This window comes from Geomicrobium sp. JCM 19055 (genome assembly GCF_000698185.1).
GTDB lineage: Bacteria > Bacillota > Bacilli > Bacillales > Marinococcaceae > Geomicrobium_A > Geomicrobium_A sediminis.
Window position 1 is genome coordinate 1 of the sequence record NZ_BAXL01000027.1, and the last position, 15,301, is coordinate 15,301.

Annotated in this window: 22 protein-coding genes and 2 pseudogenes; 10 read left to right on the forward strand and 14 right to left on the reverse strand. The window is 40.3% G+C overall.

From position 1 onward, the window contains the following. Positions 1 to 367 precede the first annotated feature (367 nt). Entirely contained in the window at positions 368 to 718 is a 351-nt protein-coding gene (locus JCM19055_RS19485; RefSeq protein WP_042360927.1) for a DUF2614 family zinc ribbon-containing protein, read from the forward strand. Between the two features lie 55 nt (positions 719 to 773). On the opposite strand, the gene perR is transcribed toward JCM19055_RS19485, so the two are convergent. The 5 genes and pseudogenes from perR to bcp all read right to left on the reverse strand — a co-directional run bounded on the left by perR (position 774) and on the right by bcp (position 3,099). Next, complete coding sequence (gene perR, locus JCM19055_RS19490) at positions 774 to 1,220, reverse strand: peroxide-responsive transcriptional repressor PerR (protein ID WP_042360958.1); 447 nt, start codon at positions 1,218 to 1,220, stop codon at positions 774 to 776. 169 nt (positions 1,221 to 1,389) lie between these two features. Further along, on the reverse strand, positions 1,390 to 1,620 hold the full coding sequence (locus tag JCM19055_RS19495) for a cyclic-di-AMP receptor (protein ID WP_265182397.1): 231 nt from the start codon (positions 1,618 to 1,620) through the stop codon (positions 1,390 to 1,392). Between the two features lie 54 nt (positions 1,621 to 1,674). Continuing rightward, positions 1,675 to 2,327, reverse strand: a pseudogene (locus JCM19055_RS32295) (NAD(P)-dependent oxidoreductase). Next, positions 2,273 to 2,629 (reverse strand): hypothetical protein, encoded by a 357-nt coding sequence (locus JCM19055_RS24750; RefSeq protein WP_081833849.1) that lies wholly within the window; start codon positions 2,627 to 2,629, stop codon positions 2,273 to 2,275. The pseudogene JCM19055_RS32295 and the gene JCM19055_RS24750 overlap by 55 nt, the downstream one beginning before the upstream one ends. Then, positions 2,626 to 3,099 carry a thioredoxin-dependent thiol peroxidase gene (gene bcp, locus JCM19055_RS19505; protein WP_042360928.1) on the reverse strand — a complete coding sequence of 158 codons (474 nt, stop codon included), beginning with the start codon at positions 3,097 to 3,099 and terminating at the stop codon, positions 2,626 to 2,628. The genes JCM19055_RS24750 and bcp overlap by 4 nt, the downstream gene beginning before the upstream one ends. A 116-nt stretch (positions 3,100 to 3,215) precedes the next feature. Here bcp and JCM19055_RS19510 point away from each other — a divergent pair. From JCM19055_RS19510 to JCM19055_RS30510, 4 genes and pseudogenes are all read left to right on the forward strand, one after another. Further along, positions 3,216 to 4,507: pseudogene (locus JCM19055_RS19510) on the forward strand (glutamate-1-semialdehyde 2,1-aminomutase). A 21-nt stretch (positions 4,508 to 4,528) separates the two neighbouring features. Then, a complete protein-coding gene (locus tag JCM19055_RS19515; RefSeq protein ID WP_042360929.1) occupies positions 4,529 to 5,707 on the forward strand; it encodes a GTPase family protein in 1,179 nt (392 codons plus the stop codon). Positions 5,708 to 5,776: 69 nt separating this feature from the next. Beyond that, positions 5,777 to 6,358 (forward strand): aromatic acid exporter family protein, encoded by a 582-nt coding sequence (locus JCM19055_RS30505; RefSeq protein WP_265182398.1) that lies wholly within the window; start codon positions 5,777 to 5,779, stop codon positions 6,356 to 6,358. Positions 6,359 to 6,368: 10 nt separating this feature from the next. Beyond that, positions 6,369 to 6,836: a hypothetical protein gene (locus JCM19055_RS30510; RefSeq protein WP_265182399.1), complete on the forward strand. Its 468-nt coding sequence runs from the start codon at positions 6,369 to 6,371 to the stop codon at positions 6,834 to 6,836. Here JCM19055_RS30510 and JCM19055_RS19525 read toward each other — a convergent pair. From JCM19055_RS19525 to fabL, 3 genes are all read right to left on the reverse strand, one after another. After that, complete coding sequence (locus JCM19055_RS19525; protein WP_042360930.1) at positions 6,833 to 7,357, reverse strand: DUF402 domain-containing protein; 525 nt, start codon at positions 7,355 to 7,357, stop codon at positions 6,833 to 6,835. The two genes, JCM19055_RS30510 and JCM19055_RS19525, sit on opposite strands and share 4 nt — an antisense overlap. Positions 7,358 to 7,461: 104 nt before the next feature. Further along, positions 7,462 to 7,623 carry a gamma-type small acid-soluble spore protein gene (locus tag JCM19055_RS26750; RefSeq protein WP_152549992.1) on the reverse strand — a complete coding sequence of 54 codons (162 nt, stop codon included), beginning with the start codon at positions 7,621 to 7,623 and terminating at the stop codon, positions 7,462 to 7,464. A gap of 58 nt (positions 7,624 to 7,681) precedes the next feature. Then, entirely contained in the window at positions 7,682 to 8,431 is a 750-nt protein-coding gene (fabL, locus tag JCM19055_RS19530; protein WP_042360931.1) for an enoyl-[acyl-carrier-protein] reductase FabL, read from the reverse strand. A gap of 126 nt (positions 8,432 to 8,557) precedes the next feature. On the opposite strand from fabL, the gene JCM19055_RS19535 reads away from it, so the two are divergent. After that, a complete protein-coding gene (locus tag JCM19055_RS19535; protein ID WP_042360960.1) occupies positions 8,558 to 8,860 on the forward strand; it encodes a hypothetical protein in 303 nt (100 codons plus the stop codon). Between the two features lie 60 nt (positions 8,861 to 8,920). After that, positions 8,921 to 9,277, forward strand: a complete 357-nt coding sequence (locus JCM19055_RS19540; RefSeq protein WP_042360932.1) for a hypothetical protein — start codon at positions 8,921 to 8,923, stop codon at positions 9,275 to 9,277. Here the strand turns inward: JCM19055_RS19540 and mutY are convergent. Both mutY and JCM19055_RS19550 read right to left on the reverse strand, forming a co-directional pair. Continuing rightward, complete coding sequence (mutY, locus tag JCM19055_RS19545) at positions 9,187 to 10,305, reverse strand: A/G-specific adenine glycosylase (protein WP_081833852.1); 1,119 nt, start codon at positions 10,303 to 10,305, stop codon at positions 9,187 to 9,189. The genes JCM19055_RS19540 and mutY overlap by 91 nt on opposite strands. A gap of 14 nt (positions 10,306 to 10,319) precedes the next feature. Continuing rightward, positions 10,320 to 10,625, reverse strand: a complete 306-nt coding sequence (locus JCM19055_RS19550; protein ID WP_042360933.1) for a hypothetical protein — start codon at positions 10,623 to 10,625, stop codon at positions 10,320 to 10,322. 93 nt (positions 10,626 to 10,718) lie between these two features. Here JCM19055_RS19550 and JCM19055_RS19555 point away from each other — a divergent pair, with 93 nt between their 5' ends. Further along, positions 10,719 to 11,759, forward strand: coding sequence for a metal-dependent hydrolase (locus tag JCM19055_RS19555; RefSeq protein WP_042360934.1), 1,041 nt, complete (start codon positions 10,719 to 10,721; stop codon positions 11,757 to 11,759). On the opposite strand, the gene JCM19055_RS19560 is transcribed toward JCM19055_RS19555, so the two are convergent. From JCM19055_RS19560 to JCM19055_RS19570, 3 genes are read right to left on the reverse strand one after another with little or no spacing between them, the layout of a single operon-like run. Next, complete coding sequence (locus JCM19055_RS19560; RefSeq protein WP_042360935.1) at positions 11,739 to 12,056, reverse strand: YfhH family protein; 318 nt, start codon at positions 12,054 to 12,056, stop codon at positions 11,739 to 11,741. The genes JCM19055_RS19555 and JCM19055_RS19560 overlap by 21 nt on opposite strands. Next, the gene (locus tag JCM19055_RS27700; protein ID WP_081833853.1) at positions 12,057 to 12,320 is read right to left on the reverse strand and encodes a RecX family transcriptional regulator; all 264 of its coding nucleotides are present in this window, start codon (positions 12,318 to 12,320) and stop codon (positions 12,057 to 12,059) included. It lies immediately after the preceding gene. Continuing rightward, the gene (locus tag JCM19055_RS19570) at positions 12,268 to 12,864 is read right to left on the reverse strand and encodes a RecX family transcriptional regulator (RefSeq protein WP_042360937.1); all 597 of its coding nucleotides are present in this window, start codon (positions 12,862 to 12,864) and stop codon (positions 12,268 to 12,270) included. The genes JCM19055_RS27700 and JCM19055_RS19570 overlap by 53 nt, the downstream gene beginning before the upstream one ends. 329 nt (positions 12,865 to 13,193) lie before the next feature. On the opposite strand from JCM19055_RS19570, the gene JCM19055_RS30515 reads away from it, so the two are divergent. Both JCM19055_RS30515 and JCM19055_RS30520 read left to right on the forward strand, forming a co-directional pair. Next, positions 13,194 to 13,760, forward strand: coding sequence for an NAD-dependent epimerase/dehydratase family protein (locus tag JCM19055_RS30515; RefSeq protein ID WP_265182400.1), 567 nt, complete (start codon positions 13,194 to 13,196; stop codon positions 13,758 to 13,760). Continuing rightward, on the forward strand, positions 13,721 to 14,089 hold the full coding sequence (locus tag JCM19055_RS30520; protein WP_265182401.1) for a DUF1731 domain-containing protein: 369 nt from the start codon (positions 13,721 to 13,723) through the stop codon (positions 14,087 to 14,089). Before JCM19055_RS30515 ends, JCM19055_RS30520 begins: the two co-directional genes overlap by 40 nt. Positions 14,090 to 14,134: 45 nt before the next feature. Here JCM19055_RS30520 and JCM19055_RS19580 read toward each other — a convergent pair whose 3' ends face one another. Next, entirely contained in the window at positions 14,135 to 15,028 is an 894-nt protein-coding gene (locus JCM19055_RS19580; RefSeq protein WP_042360938.1) for an AEC family transporter, read from the reverse strand. Positions 15,029 to 15,301: the final 273 nt, after the last annotated feature.

Consider the following 15,301-nt stretch of genomic DNA (forward strand, 5'->3'; position numbering starts at 1 on the left):
CAATGGTTTTGCTTAGTTTGTGTTGCTGTCGTTGTGACAGCGACTTTTCTATCTTACCACCGTCAGTTCGTTGTGTCAACAACTTTTTTTAATTCTTTTTTTTCGGTGTGTTTCGCATTTGTTAGTGCGAGTTATAAGATACCATGTTTTTGCAATTATCGTCAACAACTTTTTTTTCGTTGTTTTTTTCGATGTTGTCTGCCGTCTCTCTTGGCGACGGATATAAAGATACCATGATATTAACTATAGCGTCAATACATTTTCCATAAAAAGTTTAAAAAGTTTCTAAAGCAGTCGATGCACCGCTATGAATGACTATGTTATACTATGGACGTGTTCTTATTGAAAGTAACAGGAGGTATAGCAAGTGGCGAAAATTAATCGCATTCGCACGTTTGCACTCGCATTAATTTTTATCGGGATCTTCATTATGTATATAGCTATCTTTGTATTTAGTGAAAATCCAATCTTAATGTCGATTGCAATGATCATTGGCTTCCTATCAGTGCTGTCGAGCGCTCTTGTCTATCTATGGATTGGTATGCAGTCGATGAAAACTGTACAAGTCATCTGTCCTTCATGCGAAGGAGCGACGAAAATTCTCGGTCGTGTAGATGCATGTATGCACTGTAATGAACCACTCACAATCGATAAAGCGTTAGAAGGAAAAGAGTTAGACGCTCGTTACAATCGAAAGTCATCTTTTAACCCTAAATAAAAACACCGCCGAGATATGGCGGTGTTTTTTTGCATTTCATTATAGATCAAAACAATTAATCGTGTGCGATCGATTGTTTACTCATGCATTCTGGACACGTTCCATAAATCTCCATACGATGTGATTGAACTTGGAAGTTCGTCACATGTTCAGCTAACGTCTCCACTTCATCAAGAGCTGGATAATGAAAATCAACAATCTTACCACAGTCGTTACAAATAATATGATAATGGCTATTTGTTACTGAATCAAAACGACTTGAAGAGTCTCCATAGGATAATTCTTTAACGATCCCTACTTCTTTGAATACGCGCAAATTATTATACACCGTAGCAACGCTCATATTCGGAAACTTACCTTCTAAAGCTTTATAAATTTCATCTGCTGTTGGATGCGTCATCGTCTCAAAGAGAAACTCTAAAATCGCATGACGCTGCGGTGTCATTCGCACTTTTGTAGACTTTAATGAATCGACCGCGTGCTGAAGTCGTTCACTTGCCATCGCCATGCACCCTCTTTCATACAACAATTACTACATTATAATTCTTATAATTTAGTTTAACGGACAGTGAAATGCTTGTCAATATAGGGATTCTTACGCCTTATTAAACCGTGTTGTCCAATCATCATTCGTTGCCGTTTCCATAACAAACGATGTAAACCGGTATTTACTAGTCGGTTGAATTTTTTTTCTTTTGTTCTACGTGTACGCACGTTTCTTCCATTGTCTTCTTAAGATCATCATAATCTTGATCTTTAAAACCAATTAAAAAGGTCGTATTCCCTTTTCTCCGAAACCCTCCACTACTTGCTAGTTCAGTAATTCGATAACCTGAATTTTGCAATACTTTCTCAAGATGATCCCGGTATACGTCATTAACAATACATACAAGCAGTTTCACTGGAAAACCTCCGTTTGACTCATGTTTATGTTTCATCATATCACAAAATGAACGCTAATAACCTTCACTTTTATTAACGATATTCTTCATTTCTCCTTCTTGTTCAACGAAGACACGAAGGTTATGTACAAATATCGGAAGAAGCCTCTCCATATAATGTGATGAGTAACCAGCGATATGAGGAGTGATCGTCACTTCATCCATTCCCCATAATGGATGTTCTTCGTGTAAAGGCTCCTCTTCGAACACATCTAAGTAAGCATGGTTCAACTGTTTATTCCTTAATGCTTCAATGAGCGCTTGTTCATCAACAGCATCTCCCTACCAAAGTTAATAAACACGGCTGAGGGTTTCATATAACTAAGCGACTCTTCATTAATAAGTTGTTTCGTCTTTGGTGTTGACGGTAAAACGTTTACGATATAGTCCGCGTTAGGCAACACGTTAAACAACTCTTGTAGCGCATATGTCTCATCAAAATGCTCAACATCTCGCCCGCTTTGGTTGATTCCAAGCACTCTCATACCAAACACGTTCGCCCTCTTTGCGACAGCTTGTGCGATTGCGCCTGTACCGAGGATGACTAACGTTTTGCCGTAAAGTTCACCTGGCTTGAAGTTCTCAAATCGTTTGTTTTGTTGATACTCTACGCTTACCTTATGTTTACGTGCATGATCAAGCATCGCATGAAGGGCGTACTCTCCCATCTGCACATTATGAACACCTCTTGCATTCGTAACAGTAATTCCTCGTTTCTCAAGTGAGTCCAACGGCAAGTTTCAACACCTGCCGAAGAAGTCATTACCCACTTCAAATTAACTGCACTCGAAATGACATGTTCTGTTAAACCTCCGCCAAATAAGAACAATGCGTCTGCACTCTCGAGCGTTTCTTTCGCTTCTGACATCGTTTCAAACTGAGTGATCGTAACAGAAGGCAATTGCTCTTTAATCTCACGAATGGTTTCAGTCGGTATTTTATTCGTAATAACAACTTCCACGATCATCATCCTCCATTTTTGTGGGCTTGAATCGCTTCTTTCACTTTCTCTACATGGTCTTTAACACGCACGTTTCTCCATTCGTTAATTACCGTTCCTGTTTCATCTATTAAAAACGTGGACCTGACGATTCCCATGTATTCTTTGCCGAAGTTCTTTTTCAATTGCCAAACTCCATATTTGTTTGCGGCTTCTTGCTCTTCGTCTGCAATTAGCGTAAACGGAAGTTCATGCTTTTGAATAAATTTGTCATGACGTTCTAACGAGTCAGGACTGATTCCAAGGACAACGACATTATCTTCACTCAGCGCTGGCATAGCATCACGGAAATCACACGCCTGCGTGGTACAACCTGGTGTCATGTCTTTTGGATAAAAATAAAGAACAACGATGCTTCCTTTATAATCACTAATTGAAAGGTTCTCACCATTGCTTGCTGGCAACGTAAAATCTGGTGCTACTTTGTTCAATAATTCCATTTTATTCAACTTCCTCTCACTTTTTTTGATGACTTTCTTCTATTATGATCGCGTTTTACGTGTTTGTCGAATCATACAATGGTAGAATAAAGATTGATGATATTGGAGGTTACAAAATGAATATAGAACAGTCACAACTACAATACGAAATCGCAAATGAACATATCGTTGGAGGCGTAAACAGCCCTTCCCGATCATTTAAAGGAGTCGGCGGAGGAATTCCTGTTTCAATAAAGAAAGGAAACGGTGCATACTTGTATGACTTGGATGACAACCGCTACATTGATTACATTGCAGCGTACGGTCCAATCATCACAGGCACGCACACCCTCACATTACAAAAGCAATTACACAAGCTGCTGAAGATGGTGTCTTATATGGAACACCAACACGGTTAGAAAATGACTTTGCAATCATGTTAAAATCAGCCATCCCCTCTCTTGAGAAGGTTCGCTTCGTTAACTCAGGTACAGAGGCGGTTATGACGACCATTCGAGTTGCAAGAGCTTATACAGGTCGTAATAAGATTATTAAATTTGCAGGTTGTTACCACGGCCATTCGGACCTTGTGCTTGTTGCAGCAGGTTCAGGTCCTTCGACATTAGGTTCTCCAGATTCCGCAGGTGTCACGAAAAACATTGCAAAAGAAGTCATTACAGTTCCGTTTAACGATGCAGATGCATTAGAACAAGCATTAGAAACGTTCGGAGATGACGTCGCTGCTGTTCTCGTTGAACCAATTGTTGGGAATTTTGGAATTGTAGAACCTGAACCGGGATTTCTAGAAGCGGTAAATGACTTAACACACCGTTATGGCGGCCTCGTCATTTATGATGAAGTGATTACAGCCTTTCGCTTTCATTACGGAGCTGCCCAGGACCTTCTCGGTGTTAAACCAGACCTTACTGCACTAGGGAAAATTATCGGTGGCGGATTGCCGATTGGTGCCTATGGTGGTCGCGTTGATATTATGGAACAAATCGCACCACTTGGCCCTGCTTATCAAGCAGGAACAATGGCTGGAAACCCTGCATCCATGCATTCTGGAATTGCATGTTTAGAAGTCTTGCAACAACAAGGTGTATATGACCACCTAGAAACACTCGGAAAGAAACTCGAAGATGGTCTACACATAGCCGCCAAAGAAGCGGGTATTGATGATGTTGTGATTAACCGTAAAGTAGGAGCATTAACTGTCTATTTCTCAGACAGACCAATTAGAAATTATGAAGATGCTAAAGCGAGTAACGGCGAACGTTTTTCACAGTTATTCCATGCATTATTAAAACGAGGCGTTCATTTAGCACCGAGTAAATATGAAGCATGGTTCTTAACAACTGCTCATACAGAAGCCGATGTAGAAGAAACGATTGAGATTGCTAAGGAAGCCTTTAAAGAAGTTCGATAAAAGAAGAAAAAGGTGATTTTCTTGAGCAACGAAAGAAAACCTGAAGAACTTCAACAATCACTTGACTTAATCCGGAATAAACTTTTGCCTAAACTTCCGGCCTCCGTTAAGCAGAAAATAAACCCTGAAGTTGAGAAACTCGAAGAATTGTTTTTAAATACCCGCTCCCCTCGTTTCGCCGTCGTAGGTCGGCGGGGTGCGGGGAAATCAACGCTAATCAATGCGATCTTTCAAAAGGAAGTCGCCAAAGTCGGTAGTGTGGTCGCAGAAACAGAGCGCGCTTCTTGGCATACATTTATAGATGACAAAAACGAAACACTAATGGAAGTTCTTGATACGAGAGGATTTGGCGAAGGTTCTTCAGAACGCTTTGATCTTTCTGAAGAAGACGCTTGGCAAGAAGCCCTTCAAGATACGTATCCAGATGCCATTCTTTTTCTCGTCAAAGCTAAAGAAGTCGACAGTCGGATTACAGAAGATATAAAGCAACTGAAAAGTCTACAATCATTGATCTTCGAAAAGCACGATTATCGTCCACCGATTGTAGGTGTTGTCACTCAAGTTGATGAACTAGATCCCATTTATGATACTGACCCACCGTTTACTTCGGAGAAAAATGAAGCCATTCATCTCGCAGTATCTCATGTAAACAAAATGCTCAATAAAGAATTCAAAGATATTCCGAAAGTTATTCCAGTCTGTGCTTATCTCGCATTTAAGAACGGTGAAATCATTTATGACCGCCGTTATAACATTGAAACGCTCACTGACTATTTACTAGATCAACTTCCAGGAAATACGTGGATGGAGTGGGCGAGGATTACACAGGGAAAAAAGATTCAAACCCGGATTGCTAAAACCGTTGGCAAAAGTGCATCCACCATTGCAGCCGGGGTTGGGGCACAACCGATCCCCCTCGCCGACCTACCTATAATAACGAGTATTCAAATTTCTATGGTCGCTGCAATTGCGTACATTTCAGGGCGCAAGTTCAACCGCAAAACACTCCTTGAATTTTTCACAGCGATGGGAGCCAATGTTGGAACCGCATTAGCTTTTCGGCAGCTATCACGTTCAGTTAGCAAATTCGTATTCCCAGTTGCCGGGAACGCCATTTCAGGAACACTCGCTGCGACCGCAACGTGGGGTCTTTGCAAAGCAGCAATCCTTTACTTTATTGAAAAAAAGACCAGCGATTGAGCGAAAGAAGCCTATGATTTTAATCAAGAAAAGCCGCTGGACTAACCGTAGAAAGGAGCGCTTATTCTTATGCGTCTAGGCGCCCGCATTTTTAAGACTGGATTGGCCATTATGCTTGCTTTGTATGCGGCTCAATGGCTCGGTTTAGAACCCGCTTTCTTTGCAGGATTAACAGCAGCATTTGCAATCCAGCCTTCCATTTACAAAACGTATCAAACGATCTTAGAACAACTTCAAGCGAATACAATTGGAGCGATTCTAGCTGTCGTATTCGGTCTTGCTTTTGGGCATGAACCATTTGTAATCGGGGTCGTAGTCATGCTGGCAATCGCTATTATTACTCGCATGAACTTAGAGTCCGCAACGATTCCAGTCACACTCGTCACGATTATCATTATTATGGGTTCAGCTCCGAATGAAGAATACTTGATGTATGCGATCTCTCGTTTTGGTTTAATTATGGTTGGGGTATTCTCGGCATTTCTCATTAACATGCTATTTATACCGCCTAAATATGAAGAAAAGTTATACAAAAAAAGTCGTCACAATGACCGAGAACACCGCACAGTGGATTCGACTAACGACTCGTCACGATACGAATACTCAATCCAGAAGAAAAGATCTAGAAAAATCAAAAGAAGAGCTCGTTGAATTAGATCAGATGTACTTGTTATATAAAGAAGAACGTAATTATTTCATTAAGAACAAATTCAACAAGGCTCGTAAGTTAGTACTGTTTAGAGAAATGGTTAACGTTAATAAGGAGCTTATTAGCATTTTGACCTTCTTAGATGATCGAGAAAATGCTTATCATCACCTTCCCGACAATATGCAACGGCTATTGTCACAACAGCTTGATCATTTAACGACGTATCATGAACGGATCTTAATGCGTTATGACGGAAAAGTAACCACTCAGATGACCGATACGATGGCAGAGGAAGTCGATGAAGGCAACAAATCACTAACTGACCTATTCATGGACTCCTACGATTACAAAGAAGTTACTCGGGAAGAATGGTTAAGCTTACTACCGATCGTCTCTCATATCGTCGAATACAACCAGCGACTAGAGCATCTCGACCGTCTCGTAGAAAGCTTCTTTAGTTATCACAATAGCGATGATTAACGATGCATCAGAAATTCCTCATACCATCGCTCAATAAATTGGGGATCAAACGGTCCTTTCCCTTGATAAATCCAATATTTTAATTCCTCTACCCCTTCGGTGACTTTCTCTTTGACATCGAAGGGGTAGTTCATTGTCTGTTGATGCAACAAAAACTCATCTTCATCCAACAACTGAAAACTGTGATCTGGATACACTTTGATGTCTAAATCATAATCGATATATTTCAAAGCTTCAGAATCATAAGCGCACGGTGAACTGATATTACAATAATAATGCGTACCGTCACTTCGAATCATCGCAATCACATTAAACCATTTTTCATGATGAAAATAAAAAATCGCAGGTTCCCTCGTTCTCCAAGAGCTCCCATCGCCTTCAACGACAAGGATCCGATCGTTACCTCCGATAATCTCTTGGGATGTGCTTTTTAACACAGCTGACTGCTCCCAAACTCTATGCAGTTTCCCATTATGTTTATAACTACGAATTTCGATTGTTTCCCCTTCTGTTGGAATCACGTGGCTATCCCTCTCTTCCCAATGACAAATCGTTATCCGTAGTATAATAAACCTAACGTCAAAAGAAAAGGGAGCCATCCGTAAAGGACGCTCCCCATCTTACATTACTGTTGGTTATTTTGGTTTTTGTGTTGCTGTGATTGTGCGTTACGTTTCTTCACTTCTTGCACATCAGTCTCACTACCGAATTCTTGTTCGTAGTTTTGGTGTTGATTTTGTTGATTTTGTTGTTGTTGGTTTTGTTGGTTGTTTTGTTTCTTAGCCATTTGACTTCACCTCCACAACGATTAACATGCCCGCTGTGTGAAATCTTATGCAAAGAAATTACATTGTCAGCGAAATACCGCCATCAACAATGATTGTTTGACCACAAATCATACTCGCTTCATCCGAAATTAAAAACATAATTGTCGATGTTAAATCGTGCGGTTCAACGATCCGCCCTGCTGGTGTATTTTTCGCAGAACTCTCTAGAATTTCATCACGATTAGGGAAATGCTTTAACGCATCCGTATCAACAACTCCCCCACTTACTGCATTGACTCGAATGTTCTTCTGAGCGAGTTCAACAGCCAAATATCGTGTTAACGATTCGACAGCAGCTTTTGAAACACCTACCGCTGTATAGTTCTCTAATGTACGAATTGAACCTAACGAAGAGAGACTTACAATATGGCCTTGTCCATTTTTCTCCATTAACGGGACGGCTTTTTGTGCACAGAGAAGTAACGCTTTGGCGTTGACATTCATCGTCCAGTCCCAATGATTGCTCGTCAGTTCCATAGAAGGCTTTAAAACGCCTGATGCTGCATTATTGACGAGGACATCTAACCTTCCATAATGCTCCTGAATGGTTTCAAATAATTGATCAATCTTTTCTTCATCATTTAGATTCGCTTTTACACTGATTGCTTCAACACCGTGAGATTGAATTTCCTCGACAGTCTGATCTGCGTCTTTTCTGCTTCTCGCATAGTGTACGACAAGGTTATATCCACGTTTTGCAAGCTCAATCGCCGTTAGTCTTCCAATTCCACGGCTTGAGCCTGTAACGAGTGCTACTTTTCTTTCCATATCATTCCCTCCTTCAGTATCATTGGCATTATACCATTACATTTGAGTCGTTTGGTTCAGATTATACTTGTTCGTTAACGGGTAATCCTCTCATAAGCCAGATTTTAAGGAGAGATTTTGTGGCACGTGAAAAGTTTTTTTGTTACAGTAAATCAAGGCTCACTTGAGTTATCACCAGTTAAAGTAGATGACAATACCATTCAATATGAAGTATTCGTTAATACAGAGGAGAAGCACGAATTAGAAAATGAACTAAGTGTCATTGAACTTCATGACGTAGAAGGCGATGAAATCGTAACGTTTTTCGATGAATTACAAGCCGATCGCGATAAAGAAGAAGTCGGTAAAGAGTTCGGACGCTTGTACAAACTCATTTATCAATATGGCTCAAAAGAGACAAAGTCAATGCTTGATGAGATTAGTAAGTAAACACACATAACTCCTCCTAACGTTTGCACATACTACGTGTAACGATAAGGAGGAGTTATCATGGACAAACAAATTTATTATGTGAATTTAAATCCAATTAGCATGGATGATGTAACAACGACAAAAATTGACGATAGTGAATTAATTCAGTTTGAGATCGAAGCTTCTGCTCACGAAATCGAAGAATTAAAAACGCTATTAAGCGAAGTTCAAGCTCACGATATGGAGCTACAAGATTTATTTACATTCAGGCATTTTAATGAAGAGTATACCGACGACGACAGTCGAGAATTTCAGCACGGATTGGATCACGTTTACAAGCGTATCTACGAGTTAGGTACGCATAAGACGAGAGAAGATATGGAAAGCATGCGTCCTACATTAATGAGTAATGAGGATGAATCACCATCTAAGTAATGCTTGGCAATCTTTTGGTAAACAACAGGGAAGCTATAGCTTTGAAACTCGTGTTTATTTACCCAAACACCTTGGTGTTCTTCTTCAGTTGTAATCGTTCCAGTGTAGACGGACACTTCCCATTTTAAATGAGAAAAAACATGCTTAAATACGTCGCTTTCTTTTTGTAACGGTAAGTCTAATTTATACTGATCGTTTAAGACTGATGAAAGATCATCCGCTTGTCCAAGGACGGCTGGAAATTGCCAAAGACCGGCCAAAAGGCCTTCCTTCGGACGTTGCTCAATGAGCACTCGTTCATTTTCATCGACTATAACCGCACAGGAGACTTGTTGATCTTTAGGTTTTGCTTTTTTTGCCTTGATCGGGAGTTGTTCCACAACTCCTTTTTCTCTCGCTACACATAATTTAGAGACTGGGCATTGATTACAATCCGGTTTTTTCGGTTTACAGATTAACGCGCCAAGCTCCATGAGAGCTTGGTTAAACTTAGATGGCTCAGTCATTTCCAAATACTCACGAACGTGTTCTTCAAATTGCTTTCTCGTTTTTTGTTTTGAAATATCTTCAGTAATGTAAAGTACTCTAGACAGAACTCGCATAACATTTCCATCGACTGCTGGTTCTTTAAAGTCGTATGCAATGCTCATGACCGCACCGCCCGTATAAGGACCAACGCCCTTTAGCTCGCGGAACTTATCAGGGTCATTCGGAACGATACCGTCGTATGAGGCTGCAATTTCTTTAACCGCCCCATGGAGGTTTCTTGCTCTTGAATAATAACCAAGTCCTTCCCAAGCTTTTAACACTTCATCTTCATGGGCATTGGCTAAAGCAGGCAACGTTGGGAACTTCTTTAGAAAGTTTTCGTAGTATGGAATGACCGTATCGACTCTCGTTTGTTGGAGCATCACTTCTGAAATCCAAATCCGATAGGGGTCTCTACTCCGTCTCCACGGTAAGTCTCGTTGTTCAGATTCATACCAGTCAACGAGGTCTTTTGTAAATTGATATGCAAAAAGTGACATGGTGAAGATCCTTTCTAGTTATTCTCCATTTGTTCAATAAATGCCCAACAATTCATGTTGGCCAATGGCTTCGTAATTAGTGGCGCAAGCTTACCAAAAACTGGCTCGTTCTCATCTCTTCGACTACTTTTCACGTACTCATACTCTTGTTGATTGGTCACTTCGAACATCTCAACAAATAAATTCGGCTGATCAAATGCTTTGTAGGCACGATAATTTCTAACGTTGAACTGCTTCATTGCTTCTTTAATATGAGGCATCAGTCGTTCGTAATCAACTACATAGTCATCATGAACTTTATATTCCATAAAGATTTGCATTGTATTTACTCGTCATCACCTTTCTTTTATTTACGTCAGAACCGATTTTTGCTAATCTATTTACACGCATTACAAAAGGAGGAACAACCGGGTATGGACTCAGCGACACATGTAGTCATGGGTGTAGGGTTGTGCGGGCTTGCTACACTTGACCCGGTCATCGCCGAGAATCAAGCGACTTTCGCAGCTGCTGCTGTTGGGATCATGCTTGGATCACAAGCACCTGATTTAGACACTGTTTTAAAAATGAGAAATAACGCCGTTTATATTAAAAACCATCGCGGTTCTTCTCATTCACTTCCTGCAGTTTTACTCTGGTCAGTAGCCATTGCTGTCTTAACATTTATGTTCATTCCAGAAGCAGCGTTAATCCATGTTTGGATATGGACATTACTCGCAGTCGGTCTTCACGTGTTTGTAGACATTTTTAATGCTTACGGTACGAAAGCACTTGCCCCTTTTAAAAACCGGTGGATTGCACTCGGTGCCATCAATATATTCGATCCTTTTCTCTTTGGAATGCACATTCTAGGCATCGTTTTGTGGATTATGGGCGCACACCCTGGCTATACGTTTTTAGCGATTTACGGGGTTTTATTGATTTATTATCTGTGGAGGATGCACGTTCGCAATAAGATCGTTCGTCTTGCGAGAAAAAGACATCCAAGAGCCAGTCACATCTTTATTTCACCGACGATTCGCTGGACCGACTTTCATCTCGTCATCCGTACAAGAAACCACTTACATGTCGCCACTTATAAGAATAAAAACATTCGTTATTTAGAAAGCTTTCCTTTTGAGCCAATTCCCCAAGATGAAGTCATTTTGGCCGCTCTAAAAGATACAAACCTTACGGCATTTTTAAGTTTCTCCCCAGCATACCGTTGGAATGTTGAAGAGAAGTCGTTTGGATATGAAGTAACGTTTACAGATCTTCGCTATCGTTCTGGTGGATATTATCCATTTATTACAATTGTCCGCCTAAACAGCAACCTACAAATCCTCGGGTCTTATACTGGTTGGATCTACAACCAAACAAAGCTCGAACAGAAGCTACAAAAATCTACCGAACAGAATACGAAAAAAAGCGAAATTAAGACATGCAACGTAACATTACGTTGCATGTCTTTTTAGTAGTGAAATTGGAATTGCGGTTAAGTCTGTTTCTCCGTCTCGGTATCCCCAAGCAAAAACGCCATTCATATAGGAAATGAGTAACGAACCTTGATCTTCACCCTGAATTTCATATCGTTTTCCAGGCTCATACTGTTTTCGGTCAAGTAAATACGATTGAGCGATGGTTTTTTTTCTTTCATAAACCTCGAATTCACTTAACATTCCTTTCTGTTCTGCTTTTCTCGCCCGTTCTGTTAACGTGGTTACTTCTCGTAATAGTTCTTGTCGTGTTAACCGTCCATAACGTTGATCCATCTATTGATCTTCCTCCTGAAAGTTCTCATTAACATAATCGATCGCCACTTGATAAGAAAACCCCTTTTGCACAAGTTTTTGAACGATGCGTCGATGAAGGTCTTGTCCACTATATTTCTTTTGTAACTTTTGTGCAGCTTGTTTTGCTTGGATCGATAAAGCGTCTTCTTCATCTGCTTTTGGAAGATGCTCTAATGCCAATTGAATCATCTCATATGAAAAGCCAAGTCGCAACAAAGCGTCTGTAAGCTTCTTCTTTTTCATTTGCGTACTGTCTTTTTTTGTATTGCCTCGACTTCTTTTGGATGACTGCAATCGCCTTGTCTAGTTGTTGCTCTTTCGTATAGCTCAAAAGTGCACCCTCAATGGTTGACCTTGCAACACCCTTTTCTTCTAAGTATTGCTTCATTCTCCCAGGACCTTTAGAACTTGTTGATAATTCGAGATTAACATATGATTTGGCGTACATCTGATCATTCACATACTTACGTTCTTTCATCGCTTCAAGAATTTGATCGATGTGGTCCATTGTAACCTCTTTGTTCGCCAGCTCAAGACGCACTTCATGTTCTGTTCGCATACGGCGGTTTACATAATGCAATGCATGTTTGTACGCTTTCTCATATTCGTCTTCTAATGCCCATTGCGCAAGCTTATTTTCATCAACTTCCATGCCTTTATGAAGGTGATGACGCAGCAGCAATTCTTGATCAACGCCACAAGCAAAGCGTTCTTCATGTTGGTCCCCAACAAAAATATTGTACCGCTCTGGATCATTTTTTTGGACGGCAATTTTTGTTATTTTCATTGCATCCTACTACTAGTCTAAAGAAAAATATCCTTAGCTCGTGTTCATCACTAACTAGTAGCAGGCTCACCTCGCTTTCGTTATCGAGCTCTCAGCTCGTAATTGTACGATCATAAGCGTTTACTAAAGAAGTTCAAACAGGCCGCTCAGTTATGTTCATCGCATTCGCTTGCACTGACCCCACTCGCATCAATAATCTATTCTTGCTCGTTGTTTTTCATTGTCATCTATAACGTTACACAATTCAAAGGACGCTATTTAATTCTACTTTATAGGATAACTACTCGTCATTTTTGGGTATGAGTTACTTAGAAAGGGAGGTTCTTAATATGCACGTACTCATTTCAGGTGGAACTGGACTGGTCGGAACGAAACTGACCGAGCGTCTCATTGAAAATGGTCACTCTGTTACTATTCTAACAAGAAATGCAAAAGACAAACAGAATCAATCTCACATTCGTTACGTAACGTGGCTCGATGGCTCAAAACCAGAAAATCAATTAAAAAACGTTGATGCGGTCGTAAATTTAGCGGGTGCTTCGATTAGTAAGCCCTGGACTCGTTCACATAAGGAAGCAATTTTAAAAAGCCGAGTGGAGGCCACACAAGAATGCATTCGAATTATACGAGCCTTAGAGCAAACGCCTAGTGTTTTCTACAGTTCCTCAGCAATTGGATACTACGGAGTTTCTGAAGAAGATACGTTCACAGAGTACTCAGAACCGATCAATCAATACTTTTTACAAACAGTCAGTGAACAGTGGGAAAGTGAAGCGTCGCAAGTGAAAGATGAAGTCCGTTTAGTGATCGGTCGACTCGGACTCGTATTGGATCGTAATGATGGACACTACCACTCATGGCGCTCCCCTATCGGTTTGGTGTTGGAGGCAGAATAGGCAATGGTAGACAATGGTATTCATGGATTCATGTCGAAGATGCTGCTAACGCAATTGTATTCTGCTTAGAAAATGAGCAATGTGAAGGTCCCTTTAATATCACCGCTCCGGAACCACTTCGAATGCGTAAATTCGGGCAAATCATTGGAGAAACGATCCACCGCCCACACTGGCTACCTGCTCCGCGTTTTGCTATGAAACTTGCGCTTGGAGAAATGAGCGACCTTATTATTAAAGGGCAACGAGTCATCCCGAAACGAACTGAAGAACTCGGCTATTCGTATCGTTTCCCTACTTTAAGAAAAGCGTTACAAGATATTTATTCTTAAAAAAACCGCTACGCATCGAGGCATTCGATGAACGTAGCGGTTTTTTTATAATAGAACGAGCAATGCTGTAATTGAAAATATACTTATAATCGTCGTCACGAGCGTAATGCTTGAGACGAGCTTTGGTTCTGCCTCAAATTGAACAGCAAACATGACGATATTTGCTGCACTTGGCATTGCAGCAAGCACGATAATGACATTTGCTAACAATGGATCTACAGGAAACAGCAACGTTAGTCCATAGGCAATGAGTGGCGATACGAAAAGTCTCATAATACTTGCATATGTAATGCCTTTCCATTCAAAACCTGATAATGGAATTTTGGCTAACTGCATCCCTAAAATTAACATGACGGTAGGAATTGTAGCCTCAGAAACCATACTCGTCGTTCTCTCTAACGCTAACGGCAACTCAAACGGAATGGATTTCGCAATAGCCGCTACTAACAATGCCCAAATTGCCGGCATTGTTAAGACCATTTTTACAGCATACATCATCGATTCCTTCATTTTTGTTGCGAAATATACTCCAAAACTATTCATTAGAATCGATTGAATGACCATAAACATGACCGCAAATTGAAACCCTTCTTGCCCGAATGCAAATAAAATGATCGGCGCCCCGTAGTTTCCCGCATTCATAAATGCCGTAGATAAAACGAATCCTGTTTCCCGATCGGAAGGTATTTTCATGAAATAAGCGATAATTTTATTGAGTATTACGAGAGTTAATAATAAAATAAGAGCAATCAAGAGCATATAAAAGATTTGTACATCGATCGATGTATGGTAAAAGTTCTGAAAAACGAGACAAGGCGTCATAATATAAATCGCGAGTGTTGAAATCGGTTTAATATCGAGTTTGGATTTTCTTTCTAATATGAATCCGAGTGAAAACACTAATAGAACAGGCAATACGACCTCTAAGAATATAGTCAAGCTTCTTTCTCTCCCTTTCTATTTCTGTATATTTTTGTCGAGTTTTTCTTAGCCAAATAAGGAAATTGATCAAATCGGCAGAAATTAAAATGCACCACTATGTTCAAATCATCAATTCACGATTAATCGTCTCTCAGTGGGTCAGAGTCCTTTTAAATGCATTTGATCTTTTTTTTGTTTCTCCTTATCATTATATACCGTAATCGTTTTTCAAAAAGGAAATAGTTAGCTACTCATTCCAAATAACTGGTTTAAACGATTAGGATAACGGTT